We start from the raw sequence: 17,475 nt of genomic DNA, 5'->3' as shown, positions 1-17,475 counted from the left end.
TCTTGGCCGGCCAGCTTTGTTGTTCACCTGGCGGTCTCGCGACCGTGCTAGGCCGCGACCCCGAGGATTTGGCGCGCCGACGCCAACAGGAACTCGTCCTGATAGTGTCCGGCGGCGAAGGACAGGCCCACAGGGCAACCGTCGATCGTCAGCAGGGGCGCGGAAATCTCGGGCAGGCGACCGACGCCGGAGAACGCGGTGATGGTCATGGTGCGGTCGTAGAAGTCCAGCACGTTCTTGAGGGTCGTCAGCGTTCCTTTGAGAGGCGCTATGACCGGTGTCGTTGGAAAGCAGATCATGACGCCGGTCGGAAGGAACGCGTTGATCGCCTCGAAGAAACGCTCGCAGAGGACAAGACTGTCCAGCGCAGCAACCCGGTCGAAGCGCCGTACGTTGCCGTAGGCCAGGGTAAAGGTCGTGCCGAGCGTCGGCTTGGCGGTCTCGATCCAGTTGCCGATCGTGCTCTGGAACTCGGCCGTCTGCATGTCGCGTAGAGCCTTGACGTTGCAGTCGCCAAGCGGAAGGTCTTCTCCTGCGATCTCGGAGAATCGAACGGACTCCAGCGGAACTCCGGCCTTGTCGGCAATGCGGCGCAACGCGGCGCTGGCCTGCTCTTGCACAGCCCTGTCGGAAACATCGAGCGCGTCGGTCAGCAGCAACAGACGCCTGAGCGGGGCGACTGCTCGTGACCCGCTCCGTAGCAGGACGCGAGCCGCCGCGTCGAGGTGTTCGAACCGGTCGGCCAACACGCCAACCGTACTGACGCTCGGCATGAAGGGCAGAACGCCGGCTTCCGAAATCCGGTGGAGCGAAGGGCGCATGCCCCACAGCCCGCACAGACTGGCCGGAACGCGGATGGATCCGCCGGAGTCCGTGCCGATGGAGAAATGCGCCAACCCATTCGCCACGGATGCGGCCGATCCGCTGGACGAGCCGCCGGGAACTCTCTCCGGCGCCTTGGCGTTGCGTGGCGTTCCGAAGAACTGGCTCTCTCCGTCGAGGCTGTAGGTAAACTCGTCAGCCACGACTTTGCCGACGCAACGCGCCCCTGCCGAGAGCAGTTGATCGACACACACCGCGTTGTGCACCGGTGCGGGGTGAGCGTCCCTCCAGGCAAGACTGCCGTAGGACGTTCGATGGCCGGCGACGTCGATATTGTCCTTGACCGTGAAGGTCATGCCATCCAGCGGCCCGTTTCCGACAGGCGGAAGATCCAGCCGTTCGACAAGAGAACCGGACGGGTCGGACGGAACGATTTCGGACATGGTTTCCACTCGTGTATTGCCCCCAAAGCCCGGCAGACCACGATTCGGGACGAGGGACAACGCAAAGCGAATGGTAGGGGCAATCGGCGGTGGATACGGTCGCGCCTGCACGCTCGGTCCGGAAGTCCGCACGCACCATGCCCCGCACTTGGAGCGAGAAAGTCGGTCGAAACCGTCGCATCCTCAACCGGTTATCCTCAACCGATCCGATAACCCCGCCATGTCGGCAAGACGACTAGTCGGCGAGCCAACGGCCGGATTTGCCGCCATCCTTCTCGATGAGGCGGATGGCTTCGATGCGTACGCCCTTCTCGACCGCTTTGACCATGTCGTAGATCGTGAGGCAGGCAACGGAGACGGCGGTCATTGCCTCCATCTCCACGCCGGTGTTGCCGGTACAACGGACGATGGCGGTGATCTCAAGGCCGGGCAAGGTTGGATCCGGCGAGATGTCGATAGCCGCCTTGCTGATCGGCAGGGGATGGCAAAGGGGAATGAGGTCGGCCGTCTTCTTGGCGGCCATGATGCCGGCAATGCGGGCGGTGGCGATCACGTCGCCCTTCGGCGTGCGGCCGTCGATGATGAGCGCCAGCGTTTCGGCCGTCATCATCACCCTGCCGCCGGCGATCGCGGTGCGGGCCGTGATCGCCTTTTCGCTGACGTCGACCATGTGGGCGGCGCCTTTCTCGTCGAGATGGCTGAGGGGCCGCGTCATGTCAGGTCCCTCGCGGCAGCGCTTCGACGAAACGGACCGGCTCGCCGGAAGAAGGCGTAACCAGATCACCCTCCCACATCACCTTCCGGCCGCGCACGACGGTTCCAACCGGCCAGCCGGTGACTTCGACGCCGTCATAAGGCGTCCAGCCGCACCGGGAGGCGATCCAGCGGTCGCGGATCGTTTCCCGGCGCTTGAGGTCAACGATGGTGAAGTCGGCGTCGTAGCCGACGGCGATGCGTCCCTTTCGCGCCATTCCGAAGATGCGCGCCGGGCCGGCCGAGGTCAGATCGACAAAGCGCTGCAGCGTCAGGCGACCGGCATTGACGTGGTCGAGCATGATCGGCACCAGGGTCTGAACCCCGGTCATTCCCGAGGGGCTGTCGGGGTAGGGCTTGGCCTTTTCCTGCAGTGTGTGCGGGGCATGATCGGAGCCGAGCACGTCGGCGATGCCCTGTTTGAGGCCGCGCCAGATGCGGTCGCGGTGGGCGGCCGAACGGACGGGCGGGTTCATCTGAACGAGGGTACCCAGCCGCTGATGGTCGGCCTCGGTGAGCGTCAGGTGATGCGGCGTGACCTCAACCGTGGCGACGTCCTTATGGTCCTTCAGGAAGTCCATCTCGTCGCCGGTGGAGATGTGCAGCACATGGATGCGGGCGCCCTTGGCGCGGGCGATGCGGACGAGCCGCTGGGTCGACTTCAGAGCTGCCTCGACGTCTCGCCAGACGGGATGGCTCGACGGGTCGCCGGCGACGCGCAAGGGCTTGCGCTCGATGAGGCGCGCTTCGTCTTCGGAATGGAAGGCGGCGCGGCGGCGCGTGGCGCCGAGAATGGCGGCGACACCTTCGTCATCGGCAACAAGCAGGTCACCGGTCGACGACCCCATGAAGACCTTGATGCCGGCAGCGCCGGGCAGGCGTTCGAGCTCGGGAATGTCGCGCACGTTGCCGTGCGTGCCGCCCACCCAGAAGGCGAAATCGCAGTGCATGCGATGGCTGCCGGCCGCCACCTTGTCGGCAAGGCGCTCGGCGGTGGTCGTCAGCGGATTGGTGTTGGGCATCTCGAAGACGGCGGTCACACCGCCCATGACGGCGGCACGGGAGCCGGTCTCCAAGTCTTCCTTGTGGGTGGCGCCGGGTTCGCGGAAATGCACCTGGCTGTCGATGACGCCGGGCAACACGGTCAGGCCGGTACAGTCGATCGTCTCGCCGGCTGATGCTTGGGAAAGGTCGCCAATCTCGGCGATACGGCCATCGCGAAGTCCGATGTCGCGCACACCGATGCCGTCGTGGTTGGCGACTGTTCCGTTTCTGAGGACGGTATCGAAAGTCATGGGGCGTGGTCCTATGCGAGTGGCCCAAGGCCGGCAGGAAGACCTCTTATCGGTCTTTCCACTTAATCGCTAGATTTACCCCTCTCCGCCTTCCGGCGGGAAGACGGCGCCGCTCGCGCTCCGGCGAGACCGACCATCGATCCGGCACGCGACCCAAGAGGGGGCGGTCGTCTCGACAAGCTCTCTTCCCATTCTCGGGAAGAGCTGGAGAGGGGTGGCGGCCCGCCCTCCTGGCGGTACATGCGGTGTCGGCTCCGGCGCGCCCTCGAAGGAGACGGCGCCGGAGCCGATAGTATTACTTGTAAGCTGCGGCGATGCCAAGGAAATCGGTGGCCTTCAGCGAGGCACCACCGACCAGCGCGCCGTTCACGTCCTCGACGGCCATCAGCTCGGCCGCGTTCGACGGCTTCACCGAGCCGCCGTAGAGGATGCGGATGCCATTGGCATCGGCGCCGAAGCGCTTCACCAGTTCCTTGCGAATGAAGTTGTGCACTTCCTTGACGTCGGCGGCGGTCGGCGTCAGGCCGGTGCCGATGGCCCACACCGGCTCGTAGGCGACGACGGTGTTGGCCGCGGTCGTGCCGTCGGGCAGCGAACCGGCGACCTGCGTGCCGACCACTTCGAGGGTCTTGCCGCCGGTGCGCTCGGCATGGGTTTCGCCGACGCAGACGATGGCGACGAGGCCGGCGCGCCAGGCGGCTTCGGTCTTGGCCTTGACGACGGCGTCGGTCTCGGCGTGGTCGGTACGGCGTTCGGAGTGGCCGACGATGACATAGGTGGCGCCGGCGTCCTTCAGCATCTCGGCCGAAGTGTCGCCCGTGTGGGCGCCAGAAACCTTGGCATGGCAGTCCTGACCGCCGACGGGCAGCAGGCCCTTCGCGGCGAGGGTGGCGACGAGCGTGAAGGGCGGGCAGATGGCCAGCTCGGCCTTGGCCTTGAGGGCGGCGTCATAGCCGGCGGCGATGGCTTCGAATTCGGCGACGGAGGCCTTGAGGCCGTTCATTTTCCAGTTTCCGGCAACCAGCGGCTTGACCGACATGCTCTCGTTCCTTCGATGTGCGTTGTGGGCGTGGACCATTCCGAACCGGGCCGGCGTGAATCCTTGGAGCGGCCTGGAAGATGATCTTGTAGGCGAAAACCCGCAAGCGCATTTATATCCGGCAGGTGCAAAACGCTAGCAAGGGCTATTGACTATGAAGGCACTGGAGACGGTCGTCGAGCGTATCATTTTGGGAAGCCGCTGGATTCTCGTTGTCTTTCTGATCGGGCTTTCCGTGGCGCTCGCCGTCTACGGCCTATCCTTCGGCGTCAAGCTCTGGAAGGTCATCGGCAATGTCTTCGTCTACGAGGAGGCCGAGATGATTCTCGCGATGCTCGGCCTGATCGATGCGGCGCTCGTCGCCAGTCTCCTCGTCATGGTGATGATCGCTTCCTACGAGAATTTCGTCGGCCGGTTCGACGATCACGGTGCCGAACTCCATTGGCTCGGCAAGCTCGACAGCGGCAGCCTGAAGATCAAGGTCGCCTCGTCGATCGTCGCCATTTCCTCGATCCATCTGCTGCAGGTTTTCCTGAACGCCAGGGAGTACACCGACAACCAGATCATGTGGCAGGTGGTCATGCACGTCACTTTCGTGGTGTCGGCGCTGATGCTCGGCGTACTCGACAAGATCATGGCCAAGCACTGATCGGAGCCGGATTTCGGCCCTTTGTCGGGCAAAACCGGTGCTTGCGGCATAAGGCCGCCGCCCCTATGATCCCGCGCGCCGAAGCGGTCCCTGCGAGACCGGTGGCGTGACTGGGATGGATGGGCGCGCGCGCCCCCGAGACGGACGACATAATGCTTGATTCAATGCGCCGCGGGGCGAATACGCTTCCTGCGAAGATCTTTCTGGGCCTCCTGACGTTGTCCTTCATCGGCTGGGGCGTCGGCTCTCGGCTTGGGGCCTCTCACACCGATACGCTCGCCACGGTCGGCGACACCAAGGTCACGCTCGGCGAATTCCAGCTTGCCTACCAGCGGCAGTCGCAAACACTGGCCCGTCAGCTCGGTCAGGCGATCACCCCCGACATGGCGCGTGCCATCGGCCTGCCGCAGGGAATCCTCAGTTCGTTGCTGGCCGACGCGACCGTGGCCGACATGGCCGCCTCCACCGGCCTCGGTGTTTCCGACGAGCGACTGGCCCAGGGCATCGCCGACGATCCGCAACTGAGGCCGCCGGGGGCTCAGAGCTTCAATCGGGACTATTTCACCGAGCTTCTCAATCAGAGCGGCCTCAACGAGTCCATGTTCATCGCCCAGCGGCGTACGGCGGAGTTGCGCTGGCAGCTGTCGTCCGGCCTCGTTGGCGGCCTGACCGTGCCGAAGACCATGGTCAGCGCGCTCTATCGCTATCAGAACGAGGCGCGCGACATTCGCTACCTCACGCTGGCCCGCGCCCAGGTGGAGCCGATCGAGAAACCGTCCGACGACGTTCTCGCCAAGTGGTACGAAGAGAACAAGGCCAAGTTCCGGGCGCCGGAGTTCCGCACGATCGAGACGTTCGCCCTGACGCCGGACGCCATCGCCGATCCCTCGGCCGTCACCGAGGAGAGCGTGTCGCGCGAGTATGAGCGCACCAAGGACCAGTACGGTGCGCCCGAACAGCGTCGCATCCAGCAACTGTTCTATGCGACACCCGAAGAGGCGGCGGCCGCCAGCGAGAAGCTCAAGGGTGGCGCGAGCTTCGACCAGCTCATCACGGATGCCGGCTCCAAGCCCGAGGATGTCGACCTCGGCCTGCTCTCCCGCGACAAGGTGCTCGATCCGACCGTGGCCGAGGCGGCTTTCGGTCTGGCGCTCAATGTTCCGAGCGAACCGATCAAGTCGTCCTTCGGCACCGTCTTGCTGCGCGTCACCGAGATCGAACCGGCTCACACGAAGGCGCTTGCCGAAGTGGCGCCCGACATCCGCAAGGCGCTTGCCACCAAGGCGGCCGAACGATCCGTACTGGAAATGCACGACGAGATCGAGGATGCTCTGGCGGGTGGTGCGACGCTGCAGGAAGTGGCGAACCGCTTCAAGCTGAAGCTCGTCACCGCCGAGGTGGATCCCGAAGGCAATGGTACTGACAGCCTGCCTGTGGCCGGTCTGCCCGATCAGGCCGAGCTTCTGAAGGCTGCCTTCGCCGCTGACGAGGGGAGCGAAAACGAACCCTTGTCCGTCAGCCACGGCTTCATCTGGTACAACGTCGTCAAGGTGGTCCCGGGTCGCGACCGCGCGCTCGACGAGGTGAGGGACCAGGCGATCGTCGCCTGGACCGACGATGAAGCCCAGGTCCGGCTGACGGCCAAAGCCGAGGAAATGGCGAAGGCGCTCAGGGCCGGAACGTCGATCGATGACCTGGCCAAGTCTGCCATGGTGGAAGTCGCGACGGCCTCCGGCGTGACGCGCAAGGCGGGAGATGCCGGCTTGGGGCAGGAGGGGGTGAACGCCGCTTTTGCCGGTCCCAAGGGACACGTGGCCGCCATCCCCGGGCTCGATGGCACGCGCATCGTGCTCACGGTGGCCAACGTCGTCAATTCGCCGATGCCGGAAGGAGCGGGCGACTCGATCGTCATTGCCGATCAGGCGGCTTCGGATGTGGCGAAGGACCTCTATGCCCAGTATCTTGGCGCCGCGCAGGAAGAGTTGGGCACCACGGTCAACCAGTCGCTGCTCAACGCTGTGATCGGAACCAGTAACGCCAACTGACGTGGAAACCGGCCCTGGGTCGGCGGTCTGCCGGAGATTGCACAAGCGAGGGTGACAACGAGCGATGGCCGATTTCAAGACTCTGATTGCCAAGGTGGCTTCGGGAGCCAGCTTGAGCCGGGAGGAGGCGACTTCGGCCTTCGACATCATGATGACCGGCGAGGCGACTCCCTCGCAGATCGGCGGTTTCCTGATGGCGTTGCGGGTTCGCGGCGAAACGGTCGAGGAAATCGCCGGTGCGGTTTCGTCCATGCGGTCGCGGATGCTGAGGGTTGAGGCTCCCGTGGACGCGGTCGACATCGTCGGTACGGGCGGCGATGCCTCCGGCAGTCTCAACATCTCCACCGCCTCGGCCCTGGTGGCGGCCGGCGCCGGCCTGTCGATCGCCAAGCACGGCAACCGGGCGCTGTCGTCGAAGTCCGGTGCGGCCGACGTGCTGATGGCACTCGGCGTGAAAATCGACATCGGGCCGGAGGTCATCGCCGCCTGCATCCGAGAGGCGGGCGTGGGGTTCATGTTCGCGCCGGTCCACCACTCGGCAATGAAGCATGTGGGGCCGAGCCGCGTCGAGCTCGGTACACGAACCATCTTCAACATCCTCGGCCCGCTGTCCAATCCGGCCGGGGTGCGTCGGCAGTTGGTCGGCGTCTTCTCGCGCCAGTGGTTGCTGCCGGTGGCCGAGACCTTGGCCGCGCTCGGCTCCGAAGCGGTATGGGTCGTTCACGGTTCCGACGGTCTCGACGAGATGACGCTGTCCGGCCCGACCTATGTCGCCGAACTGAAAGACGGCGCGGTGCGCAGCTTCGAGGTCACCCCGGACGACGCTGGCCTGCCACACCATGCTCCCGAGGCCGTGCGCGGCGGATCCGCCGAGGACAATGCCCAGGCCCTTCGGGCGCTGCTCGAGGGTGTTCCGGGCGCCTATCGGGACACGGTTCTGCTCAACGTTGCCGCCGCCCTCGTGATCGCCGATCGGGTACCCACGCTGAAGGATGGCGTGACGCTAGCCGCCGACGCCATCGACAGCGGTCGTGCCCGCGCCGCGCTTGACCGGCTGATTGCCCGTTCCAACGCCTGAGGTAAGTTTCGTGGCCGATATTCTTGCCCGCATTGAGGCCTACAAGCGGCAGGAGATCGCCGCTGCCGAGGCAGCCGTTCCGCTTGCCGAGATCAAGGCGATGGCCGCCGATCAGGCGCCCCCGCGTGGCTTTCGCGTCGCCATCGAGAAGAAGCATGCCGAAGGCCGCCACGCGCTGATCGCCGAGATCAAGAAGGCCAGTCCCTCCAGGGGACTGATCCGCGCTGACTTCGATCCGCCCGCCCTGGCCCGCGCCTACGAAGAGGGCGGGGCGGCCTGCCTGTCGGTACTGACGGACGGGCCTTCCTTCCAGGGGCATCCGGACTATCTGAAAGCCGCGCGCGCAGCGGTGGCGTTGCCGGCGCTTCGCAAGGACTTTCTGTTCTCGCCCTATCAGGTCTACGAGGCGCGCGCCTGGGGCGCGGACTGCATCCTGATCATCCTCGCCGCCGTCGACGACGACACGGCGAAGCGCCTCGAGGACACCGCCTTCGATCTCGGCATGGACGTGCTTCTGGAAGTCCACGACGCGGCCGAACTCGAGCGGGCGCTGAGGCTGCGGTCGCCGCTTCTTGGCGTCAACAATCGCAACCTGCGTACGTTTGAAACGCGACTGGAAACGACCGAAGAGCTGGCCAGGAATGTGCCGGCCGACCGGATTCTGGTCGCCGAGTCCGGCCTGTTCGTGCCGGCCGACCTTGCACGCCTTGCGCGCGTCGGCGCCCACACCTTCCTGATCGGCGAGAGCCTTATGCGGCAGGACGATGTTGCGGCCGCGACGAAGGCACTGCTCGCCTGAGCGTGCAAACAGGGCGGCAGAGGCTTTTGGCAAGGAGACTGAAGTCCGCTCCGGCAAGCCGGGCGGACTCCAGAAAGACGCGAAACGTCAGGCCGACAGCACCATGTGCGGACGTCCGTTCGACGTTTTCGAAGGGCTGATGCCCTCCTCGTCGATCGTAGCAGTCACGCGCTTGCGGAACGCCGAGAAGCTGTCGAAATCGACCACGTCCACCGGCTCGTCGAAGTCGACGGTGATGGTGTAGTAGCCCGGTACCGAGGTGGCCGCCTTGAGCGCCCGCACGGTGCCTTCGAAGGCCTTGCCGAGATAGGTCCCCTTGACGCGGTCCCCCGGATTCCAGGAACGCGCCGGCGGCTCGTTGCCGGCCTTGGCGTAGAGCGTGTTCCAGTCGGCGAAGCCATACTGCTTGGCGATCAGCTCCAGCGATTTCGAGTGGCTGACGTCGCTGCCGGCCTCGGCGAGCGAGTTTCTGAGACGACGAGCCTGAGCCTTCAGCTCATCGAGTGTTGGCAGTCGGGACGACATGACCGTTCTCCAGATGGCATCGGACATGACCGTAAGCAGGGTGCCCGCATTGCCGAGAGGTCTCGATGCCTGGAAACGGAAGCGATCGACGGGAACTTCACCAAGGCTTGCGCCGGCGGGCGGCTGGGGTCCCTCACCCATGGGCGCTCATCTAGGCGCGGTGCCCGGTATTGTCAAGATAACGCCGCTCAAACGCAAAAAGGCCCGGCTTTCGGCCCGGCCTTCTCACTTTCGACGGTCGTGTCATCAGTCCTTGACGACGGAGATATCAGGCGCATCCACCGCCTTCATGCCGACGGTGTGGTAGCCGCTGTCGACATGAAGCACCTCGCCGGTGACGGCACGGCCGAGGTCTGACAAAAGATAGAGCGAGCTGTCGCCCACTTCCTCGATGGTCACGGTCCGGCGCAGCGGCGCGTTGTACTCGTTCCACTTCAGAATGTAGCGGAAGTCGCCGATGCCGGAGGCGGCCAGCGTCTTGATCGGACCGGCCGAAACGGCATTGACGCGGATGTTCTGCGGACCGAGGTCGACGGCAAGGTACTTCACCGACGCTTCGAGCGCGGCCTTGGCGACACCCATCACGTTGTAGTTGGGCATGACCTTCTCGGCGCCGTAATAGGTCAGCGTCAGCATCGAGCCGCCATCGGCCATCAACTTCTCGGCGCGCCGGGCGACAGCCGTGAACGAATAGACCGAAATCAGCATGGTCTTCTGGAAGTTGGCCTCGCTGGTGTCGACGTAGCGGCCGGTCAGTTCGTCCTTGTCGGAGAAACCGATGGCATGCACCAGAAAGTCGATCTTGCCCCACTTCTCGGCGAGCGTCGCGAAGACGGCATCAATGGTTTCCGCATCCGCCACGTCGCAATTGCCGACCACCAGCGCGCCGAGCTCGGCGGCCAGAGGTTCGACGCGCTTTCTCAGCGCATCGCCCTGATAGGTCAACGCGATCTCTGCACCGGCGGCGTGAAGCGACTTGGCAATTCCCCAGGCGATGGAACGGTTGTTGGCCAATCCCATGATCAGGCCACGCTTGCCCGCCATCAGACCCACAGCACCTGCCATTTTGTAACCCCGCCTAATCAAATCCGGATGTCGTGCTCGTATGACACAAGGATTATGACAATAGCAAGTCGCGGTGGAGCCCCACCGGTACACGCTTCGTGACCGTCGCCGACCCTCGACGGCAAGCGCCGGCGGCTGTAGGTTCCGCCGCATGAAAAGCCCGTCGTCCTCCGCTCTCGTTTCCCGCTTCTCCGCCCTCGTCGGGCCGGGCCACGCCCTCGTGGAAGCCGCCGACACGGCACGCTATCTCGTCGAGTGGCGGGACCTTTTTCGGGGGGAGACGCCCTTGGTCCTGAGGCCTGCCGACACGAGCGAAGTGGCTGCCATCCTGCGCCTCGCCCATGAAACGAAGACCGCGATCATCCCGCAGGGCGGCAACACCGGCCTCGTCGGCGGCCAGATTCCCGTGCCGGGACGGCAGGAAATCGTCGTTTCCCTGGAACGACTTGACAAGGTCCGCTCGGTCGATCCGCTCGGCAACAGCATCGTGGTCGAGGCTGGTATGCCGCTCGCCGCGGTTCACGCAGCAGCGGCGGAGGCGGGACGTTTCTTTCCGCTGACGCTCGCCTCCCTCGGCTCGTGCCAGATCGGCGGAAACGTCGCCACCAACGCTGGCGGAACGGCCGTGCTGGCCTATGGCAACGCGCGCAACCTCGTGCTCGGCCTTGAGGTGGTACTCGCCGACGGGCGTGTCTGGAACGGTCTCAGACGGCTCGGAAAGGACAACGCCGGTTATGATCTGAAACAATTGTTTATCGGTTCGGAGGGCACGCTGGGCGTTATCACGGCCGTCGCGCTCAAGCTTCATCATCGTCCGCGCGGACGGGCCGTTGCCTTTGCGTCGGTCGCCTCTCCGAAGGCGGCGCTCGGCCTGTTCTGCCGCGCTCAGCGCTCGGCGGGCTTCGGCCTGACCGGCTTCGAACTGATGTCAGGGCTCGCGATGGATTTCGCCCTTCGCCATCTGCCGGGTGCCCGCCTGCCGACCACTGCCGCGCCGTGGTATGTGCTCATCGAAGTTAGCTCCAGCCTGTCCGACGGCGAGGCCGACGCGGTCGCTCTCGATGTTCTCGCCGGTGCGACGGCGGCGGGCGAGGCGATCGAGGCAGCCGTGGCGCAATCGCTGTCTCAGGCCGAGGACTTCTGGCGTCTTCGTCACGGGATGAGCGAGGTTCAGAAATACGAAGGGGGATCGATCAAGCACGACGTATCGGTGCCGATCGGCGACCTTCCCGCCTTTCTCGACGAGGCGATGGCGGCGGTGGAGGGGGCGTTTCCCGGCTGTCGGCCGGTGCCGTTCGGACACATGGGCGACGGCAACATCCACTTCAACGTCAGCCAACCGGAAGGGGGCGACCGTCAGGCCTTCCTGTCGCGCTGGAACGAGATGAACGCCGTCGTACACGGCGTGGTGCGCAAGTACGACGGCTCGGTCGCGGCCGAACACGGTATCGGCCGGCTCAAGGTCGACCTCTTGGCCGAGGTGAAGCCGCCGCTCGATCTGGAAATGATGGCTCGCCTCAAGGACGCTCTCGATCCGCTTGGCATCCTCAATCCCGGCAGGGTCATTCGCCGGCCATGAACATAAGCCAGCGCCCGTCGGAACCGATTTCGACGCGGTAGAACTCATAAGAGCCAACCGCCCGCATTTCTTCGAAGTCCCCTGCGGTCAGCACGCGATAGACCTCGACGAGTTGCCTGCGATCAAGGCTGCTCGGCGGCAGTTCTGCAAAGTAAGGCCAGATGTATCGAGCCTGCGCGCCTTCACCTTTCACCACCCAGCCGGCGTCGAGCACGTCGAGGAGGATGGCCAGGACTTCGAGACCGGCGGTATCGCCGGATGCCGCTTTCAGTACGTCGATCGGGTCTCCATCGCCGGTCGGTGAGAACATCGGCGGCGGATTGGAGAGTCCTATGACAGCCCGCATGCGTGCTTCGTCGCCGGAACGAGCGGCGGCGATGATCTTGTCGCGCATGGCGGCGACGGCGGGAGGGAGCGTCGACAGGTTGTAATGAACCTGCAGACCGGCTCCTTCAGACTCTTCACCAGACGGTAGGCTGTTCAGTTCGCTGCCGCCCGGGATGCTGAAGCCGAAGCCGCTGCCACCGGTCGCGCGGTCCGTTTCAGGGGACGATTGGAACCCAAAGGCGCTGGCCATCGGCATGGCATGCAAAAGCAAGCCCGCCGCGATCGCCGCGGCGAACAAAGGCGCTCCGATGGAAATCCGCATGTCTTCCCCCGACCTCGCGCGGCGGCCCGTCCCGCCTTACTGCAGGGTACGCAGCAGCGTGTAGCCGCCCGAGGAAATCTTCTCCGGCAGTTCGGAGACAAGCCGGGCAACGCTCTCTTCGCCGAAGCACTCGACGAGCGTCGTCAGGGCTGCGAACAAGGCGGCATGAGCAACGGCATCGACGGGAATGCCGTCGTCGTCGGCGTCGTCGAAGGCGCGTTCCATGTGGCTCATGGCCCGGTGCTTGAAGTTATCGCTTACCGTGGCCTCAACCGGCTCAAGCAGTTCGTCCCGCATATCCGACATTGGCCCCATCCGCACCTTCGGGGAGCAGCTCGCGACGCGAAAGGTCGCTCGCCGATCCGCATCATCGACGGGGGTCACACTACCATCCTTCGCCCAAGACGCAACGCCAACCGTTAAAGAGCGTTAACGAGTTTGAAGAACCGCGGTTAACGGACTGGTAACCATCAGGGGGCGGGGGGCGGAGGCGAATCGCCGGCCCGGCCGAATCGCTGGTCGAGGCGATCGGAGAGCTGCGCCCCCTCTGCGAAATAGCGCTGAAGCACGCTGCGGGCCGAAGATGTGCAGGCCCGATGGGCGACGGCGAAGGTCCGCTGGCCTCTGTTGAAGGCCTCGACATAGGGGCGACGCGTCGGTCCGTCGAGCCCCTGGGCATCGAGGAGGGCGGCCATCTTGGCGCGCCAGTCGGCAGCGGCCGGTCCTCCGCACAAGCCATCGAGATAGGCTGCCGCGCCGAGCACCTCGGACAGCCGAAGGAGATCGGCTTGGTAGGGCGGCGGCGGGGTGGCGTCCGCGGCGAGAAGCGGCGTCGCCGAGGCAAGCGTCACGAACACGGCTAGAATCTTCAGCAAGAACGCCCCCTGTGACGCCGAACCTCTCGGCATTGTGGACCGTCCTTTTGGAGGGAGCAAGGACGTCAGCTTTCGGCGAGCGCTCTCGTCCGGTCGATGAACTCGGCGAGCTTCGGGGTGAGGCTCATCCCACCGAGTTGGTCGGGCGGAACGAATCGGGCGGACAGTGCGTCGGAGGCCGCCACGGGATCGGCGTTGGCGGCCGCCTTCGCGGCGAAGACGATCAGGACATAGTGGCGGAACGTGTCGCCATCGCCACCGGTCAGAATCACTTCGTGCACAAGCGGAATGCCGGCAAGCGTCACTCTGAGGCCGGTCTCCTCGAACACCTCGCGGCGCGCGGCGTCCTCCAGATTCTCTCCCCACTCGAGATGACCGCCGGGAAAGCTCCATAGACCACCCGACGGATCGCCGGAGCGCTCCACCAGCAAAACGTCGCCGCCCCGCCAGACGCCGACGCTGACGCCGACGCGGGGTTGGCGGATGGTGGGAGGGGAGGGCACCGGTTCAGCCGAACAGTGCGTCGACGGCCGACTGGGCGTCGCCGGTGTCCTCGGTGACCATGGCCGCCACAGGTGCGCCGTTGATGAGGCCCATGGCGTGGGCCAGCAGCGGCTTGATGCGCATTTCCGAAAGGTCGCTCAGCGCTTCGATCGGTAGCGCGTCCATCGGCGCGTCGAGGATCATGTGCTGGAGGTCCGCCATGGCAGCGTCGATTCTGGCGACGGTGTCGTCAAAAGCCCGTCGGCGTTCGGGATCCGAGGCCTCGTAGGCGGCAATGGCGAGGTCGCGCTCCTTGAAATGCGACTGGCGGAAGTGATCGACATAGGAGCACGGCTGCCAGGCGACAACGTCCGGCGCGCAATCCGGCATCATGGGCAACATGTCGATCAGCATCACCACTTCATTGAAATGGTTCAGATAATCGGTGGCTAGCCACGTGTCGGGGTGGATGTTGGCGGCAGCGAGACGTTCCGGAGAAAAATCGGTCTCCGGTCTCACAAGCTCTTCGGTGCCTGCCGTGCCTCCCAATTTTTCCCCCGCGCAGAGAGTTTCACTTTCTGAAACATACAGCCGTCAAGGTTGCCAAATACCTTACGCCGGCGTTTGTTTGGGGCAGGTCACGGCCGTTATTGTTCCCTTCGGCAAATTCTTGGTTTCTGGAGTCAATGCATGTGCGGCCGATTTGTGCTCATCGAGTCGTTGAGGGCGATGCAGAACCTGTTCGGGTATCGCATCCCCGCGGGTTTTGACGAGCGCATTCTCGACATGGGCAACCGCTACAACATTGCGCCGACGCAGCCGATTGCCGTCGTTGATGCCGGTCTCGACGGCGTCCGGCATGTCCGCCTTGTGCGGTGGGGCCTCATTCCCGCCTGGACGAAGGATGCCAAGACCCAGTCGCTTCTGTTCAACGCCCGTTCCGAGACGGCCGCCGACAAGCCGTCGTTCCGGACGGCGATGCGCCATCGCCGCTGCCTGGTTCCCGCCTCCGGATTCTACGAGTGGCGGCGGATGGGATCGACAAAGATGCCCTACTATATTCGCCCCCGCGATGGCTCGACCATGGCCTTTGCCGGCATCACCGAAACCTGGCTGGGGTCTGAGGGCAGCGAGATCGACACTGGCGCCATTCTCACCACGTCGGCCAACAGGCTGATGACCATGCTGCATGACCGCATGCCGGTCATTCTCGCCCCCGGAGACTGGGACGAGTGGCTGGATTGCGGCAATCGTCGCCCGCGCGATGTCTCCCATCTGATGCGGCCGGCCGCCGACGATCTTCTGGAGGCCATTCCGGTCAGCGAACGGGCCAACAGCGTGGCCAATGACGACGAGGCGCTGATCGCGCCGCTCGCCGAGCCCCTGACCATCGATGCGGAAAAGGCCGAGGTGAAGCAGACTCCAGATCCGGACGACGAACCGCCGGCGCAGGGCAGTCTGTTCTGACGCTTACCTTGCCGAGAAGAAGCTCGCGGTTTCGTCGACGGCAGCGGACGCGATGTCCACGATCTCGCCGTTGACCTTGGCCTTGCCCTCTGCGATCAGCCTGAGGGCGAGCGGATAGAGGCGATGTTCGGCTTTCAGCAGACGAGCCGCCAGACTGTCCGGCGTGTCGCCGGCAATCACCGGCACAGCCGCCTGGGCAACGATCGGCCCGACATCCATTTCGGCCCTCACGAAATGCACCGTGCATCCGGTGAGCTTGACGCCGTCCGCCAGCGCCCGCTCATGCGTGTGGAGCCCCTTGTAGGACGGCAGCAATGAGGGGTGGATGTTGATCAGGCGGTTGTGCCAACGTTCGATGAAGGTCGGCGATACGATGCGCATGAAGCCGGCGAGGCAGACGAAGTCCACCTCATGGGCAAGCAGCGCATCGGTCACTGCCGCCTCGAACTCTGCCTTGGAAGCATGGGCTTTGTGGTCGACAAGGACGGCCGGGATGCCGCGCTCGCGGGCAAACTCTAGTCCCTTGGCATCGGGGCGGTTGGAGAGGACGCAGCGAACCTCAGCGGGGAAGGCCGGATCGCTGGCTGCTTCCACCAGCGCCGCCATGTTCGACCCACGTCCTGAAATCAGAATACCAACCTTGAGCTTGCCCATCACGGAAGTCCCTACTCGCCCTTCAAAGCTCCAGCGCGCCCTCGAACAGCGTGAGCGGCCCCTCCGGGTCGGCGACCATTTCGCCAAAGCGAACGACGGATTCGCCGGAAGCGGAGAGAGCTGCGATCACGCGGTCCGCATCTTCGGGTGCGACGACGGCGATCATGCCGATGCCGCAGTTGAAGGTGCGGACCAGTTCCGCCTGATCGAGGCCGCCGACCTTGGCTAGCCAGCCGAACACCTTCGGCATTTCGACGGTAGAGAGATCGATGCGCGCCGACAGGCCGGGCGGCAGCACGCGAGGGATGTTGTCGACGAAGCCGCCGCCCGTGATGTGCGCGAGCGCCTTGATGGCGTTCGTCTCCTTCTGGGCGGCAAGGACCGGCTTCACGTAGATGCGGGTCGGTACCGTCAGGGCGGCTCCCAAGGTTTCGCCTTCCGAGAAGGGCGACGGATCGGCATAGGAAAGCTCGGACCGCTCTACGATCTTGCGGACCAGCGAGAAGCCGTTCGAATGAACGCCCGACGAAGCGATGCCGAGGATGACGTCTCCGGCGCGTACGGTGTCGCGGGGCAGAATATCGCCGCGTTCGACGGCGCCGACGGCGAAGCCGGCAAGGTCGTAGTCGCCGTCCTTGTACATGCCGGGCATTTCGGCCGTCTCGCCGCCGATCAGCGCGCATCCAGCCATCTTGCAGCCCTCGGCAATGCCGGCCACCACCTCGGTGGCGGTATCGACGGAGAGACGACCGGTCGCAAAATAATCGAGGAAGAACAAGGGCTCGGCGCCCTGGACCACCAGGTCGTTGACGCTCATCGCAACGAGGTCGATGCCGACGAAGCCGTGAATGCCCGCTTCGATCGCCACGGCAAGCTTGGTACCGACTCCGTCGTTGGCCGCAACCAGCACGGGGTCGCGGAACTTGCAGGCCGCGAGATCGAACAGGCCGCCGAAGCCGCCGATGTCGGCATCGGCACCGATCCGCCGCGTTGCCTTGACCAGGGGCTTGATGCGGTCGACGAGGGCGTTTCCGGCGTCGATGTCGACACCGGCGTCGCGATAGGTGAGCCCGTTCTTGCCGTTCATGGAGTCTCGAGCCTCCGCTGGGTTGGATATCCGGCAAGAAGCCGAAACGACGGCAAATAACAAGTCCAAACTGCGCCTTTCCTGCCTCGCGTGATGCGAAAACCGCAGGCTTGGCCGGAGGTCGGTCTTGGAAAGCCTTGCGACCATGATCAAATGACCAAGGCATCC

19 protein-coding genes are annotated in these 17,475 nt (G+C 64.8%); 6 read left to right on the top strand and 13 right to left on the bottom strand.

Going from position 1 to position 17,475, the window contains the following annotated elements; all coding sequences use genetic code 11:
• Positions 1-47: 47 nt before the first annotated feature.
• The 4 genes from M4J39_RS05990 to tpiA form a co-directional block, all read right to left on the bottom strand.
• The gene (locus M4J39_RS05990) at positions 48-1,265 is read right to left on the bottom strand and encodes an amidase family protein (protein WP_251726916.1); all 1,218 of its coding nucleotides are present in this window, start codon (positions 1,263-1,265) and stop codon (positions 48-50) included.
• 235 nt (positions 1,266-1,500) lie between these two features.
• Positions 1,501-1,980: a cyclic pyranopterin monophosphate synthase MoaC gene (gene moaC / locus M4J39_RS05985; protein WP_251726915.1), complete on the bottom strand. Its 480-nt coding sequence runs from the start codon at positions 1,978-1,980 to the stop codon at positions 1,501-1,503.
• A gap of 1 nt (position 1,981) precedes the next feature.
• Positions 1,982-3,313: a dihydroorotase gene (locus M4J39_RS05980; RefSeq protein WP_251726914.1), complete on the bottom strand. Its 1,332-nt coding sequence runs from the start codon at positions 3,311-3,313 to the stop codon at positions 1,982-1,984.
• 295 nt (positions 3,314-3,608) lie between these two features.
• On the bottom strand, positions 3,609-4,352 hold the full coding sequence (gene tpiA, locus M4J39_RS05975) for a triose-phosphate isomerase (protein WP_251726913.1): 744 nt from the start codon (positions 4,350-4,352) through the stop codon (positions 3,609-3,611).
• Between the two features lie 154 nt (positions 4,353-4,506).
• Here tpiA and M4J39_RS05970 point away from each other — a divergent pair, with 154 nt between their 5' ends.
• The 4 genes from M4J39_RS05970 to trpC all read left to right on the top strand — a co-directional run bounded on the left by M4J39_RS05970 (position 4,507) and on the right by trpC (position 8,923).
• A complete protein-coding gene (locus M4J39_RS05970; RefSeq protein ID WP_251726912.1) occupies positions 4,507-5,001 on the top strand; it encodes a TIGR00645 family protein in 495 nt (164 codons plus the stop codon).
• A gap of 152 nt (positions 5,002-5,153) precedes the next feature.
• Positions 5,154-7,046: a peptidylprolyl isomerase gene (locus M4J39_RS05965; protein ID WP_251726911.1), complete on the top strand. Its 1,893-nt coding sequence runs from the start codon at positions 5,154-5,156 to the stop codon at positions 7,044-7,046.
• A 64-nt stretch (positions 7,047-7,110) separates the two neighbouring features.
• Positions 7,111-8,124, top strand: a complete 1,014-nt coding sequence (gene trpD / locus M4J39_RS05960) for an anthranilate phosphoribosyltransferase (protein ID WP_251726910.1) — start codon at positions 7,111-7,113, stop codon at positions 8,122-8,124.
• Positions 8,125-8,134: 10 nt separating this feature from the next.
• Positions 8,135-8,923, top strand: a complete 789-nt coding sequence (trpC, locus tag M4J39_RS05955) for an indole-3-glycerol phosphate synthase TrpC (RefSeq protein ID WP_251726909.1) — start codon at positions 8,135-8,137, stop codon at positions 8,921-8,923.
• Between the two features lie 87 nt (positions 8,924-9,010).
• Here trpC and M4J39_RS05950 read toward each other — a convergent pair whose 3' ends face one another.
• Positions 9,011-9,448 carry a glyoxalase superfamily protein gene (locus tag M4J39_RS05950; protein ID WP_251726908.1) on the bottom strand — a complete coding sequence of 146 codons (438 nt, stop codon included), beginning with the start codon at positions 9,446-9,448 and terminating at the stop codon, positions 9,011-9,013.
• A 246-nt stretch (positions 9,449-9,694) separates the two neighbouring features.
• On the bottom strand, positions 9,695-10,513 hold the full coding sequence (gene fabI / locus M4J39_RS05945; protein ID WP_251726907.1) for an enoyl-ACP reductase FabI: 819 nt from the start codon (positions 10,511-10,513) through the stop codon (positions 9,695-9,697).
• 151 nt (positions 10,514-10,664) lie between these two features.
• On the opposite strand from fabI, the gene M4J39_RS05940 reads away from it, so the two are divergent.
• Positions 10,665-12,092 (top strand): FAD-binding oxidoreductase, encoded by a 1,428-nt coding sequence (locus M4J39_RS05940; RefSeq protein ID WP_251726906.1) that lies wholly within the window; start codon positions 10,665-10,667, stop codon positions 12,090-12,092.
• Here M4J39_RS05940 and M4J39_RS05935 read toward each other — a convergent pair.
• The 5 genes from M4J39_RS05935 to M4J39_RS05915 form a co-directional block, all read right to left on the bottom strand.
• Positions 12,076-12,741 carry a hypothetical protein gene (locus M4J39_RS05935; protein WP_251726905.1) on the bottom strand — a complete coding sequence of 222 codons (666 nt, stop codon included), beginning with the start codon at positions 12,739-12,741 and terminating at the stop codon, positions 12,076-12,078. The two genes, M4J39_RS05940 and M4J39_RS05935, sit on opposite strands and share 17 nt — an antisense overlap.
• Positions 12,742-12,777: 36 nt before the next feature.
• Positions 12,778-13,047, bottom strand: coding sequence for a hypothetical protein (locus tag M4J39_RS05930; protein ID WP_251726904.1), 270 nt, complete (start codon positions 13,045-13,047; stop codon positions 12,778-12,780).
• Between the two features lie 164 nt (positions 13,048-13,211).
• Positions 13,212-13,616: a TIGR02301 family protein gene (locus M4J39_RS05925; protein ID WP_251726903.1), complete on the bottom strand. Its 405-nt coding sequence runs from the start codon at positions 13,614-13,616 to the stop codon at positions 13,212-13,214.
• 65 nt (positions 13,617-13,681) lie between these two features.
• Positions 13,682-14,119 (bottom strand): NUDIX domain-containing protein, encoded by a 438-nt coding sequence (locus tag M4J39_RS05920; RefSeq protein WP_251726902.1) that lies wholly within the window; start codon positions 14,117-14,119, stop codon positions 13,682-13,684.
• 4 nt (positions 14,120-14,123) lie between these two features.
• Entirely contained in the window at positions 14,124-14,648 is a 525-nt protein-coding gene (locus M4J39_RS05915; RefSeq protein WP_251726901.1) for a hypothetical protein, read from the bottom strand.
• A gap of 141 nt (positions 14,649-14,789) precedes the next feature.
• Between M4J39_RS05915 and M4J39_RS05910 the strand changes: the two genes are divergently transcribed.
• A complete protein-coding gene (locus M4J39_RS05910; RefSeq protein ID WP_251726900.1) occupies positions 14,790-15,566 on the top strand; it encodes an SOS response-associated peptidase in 777 nt (258 codons plus the stop codon).
• 3 nt (positions 15,567-15,569) lie between these two features.
• Here M4J39_RS05910 and purN read toward each other — a convergent pair whose 3' ends face one another.
• The gene (gene purN / locus M4J39_RS05905; RefSeq protein WP_251726899.1) at positions 15,570-16,220 is read right to left on the bottom strand and encodes a phosphoribosylglycinamide formyltransferase; all 651 of its coding nucleotides are present in this window, start codon (positions 16,218-16,220) and stop codon (positions 15,570-15,572) included.
• A 22-nt stretch (positions 16,221-16,242) separates the two neighbouring features.
• Positions 16,243-17,307: a phosphoribosylformylglycinamidine cyclo-ligase gene (gene purM, locus M4J39_RS05900; RefSeq protein WP_251726898.1), complete on the bottom strand. Its 1,065-nt coding sequence runs from the start codon at positions 17,305-17,307 to the stop codon at positions 16,243-16,245.
• Positions 17,308-17,475 lie beyond the last annotated feature (168 nt).

Origin of the sequence: Pleomorphomonas sp. NRK KF1, from assembly GCF_023721755.1 — a bacterium.
Classification (GTDB): Bacteria; Pseudomonadota; Alphaproteobacteria; order Rhizobiales; family Pleomorphomonadaceae; genus Pleomorphomonas.
The sequence above is the reverse complement of the archived record's forward strand: the minus strand, read 5'-3'. Positions and strand labels throughout refer to the sequence as shown.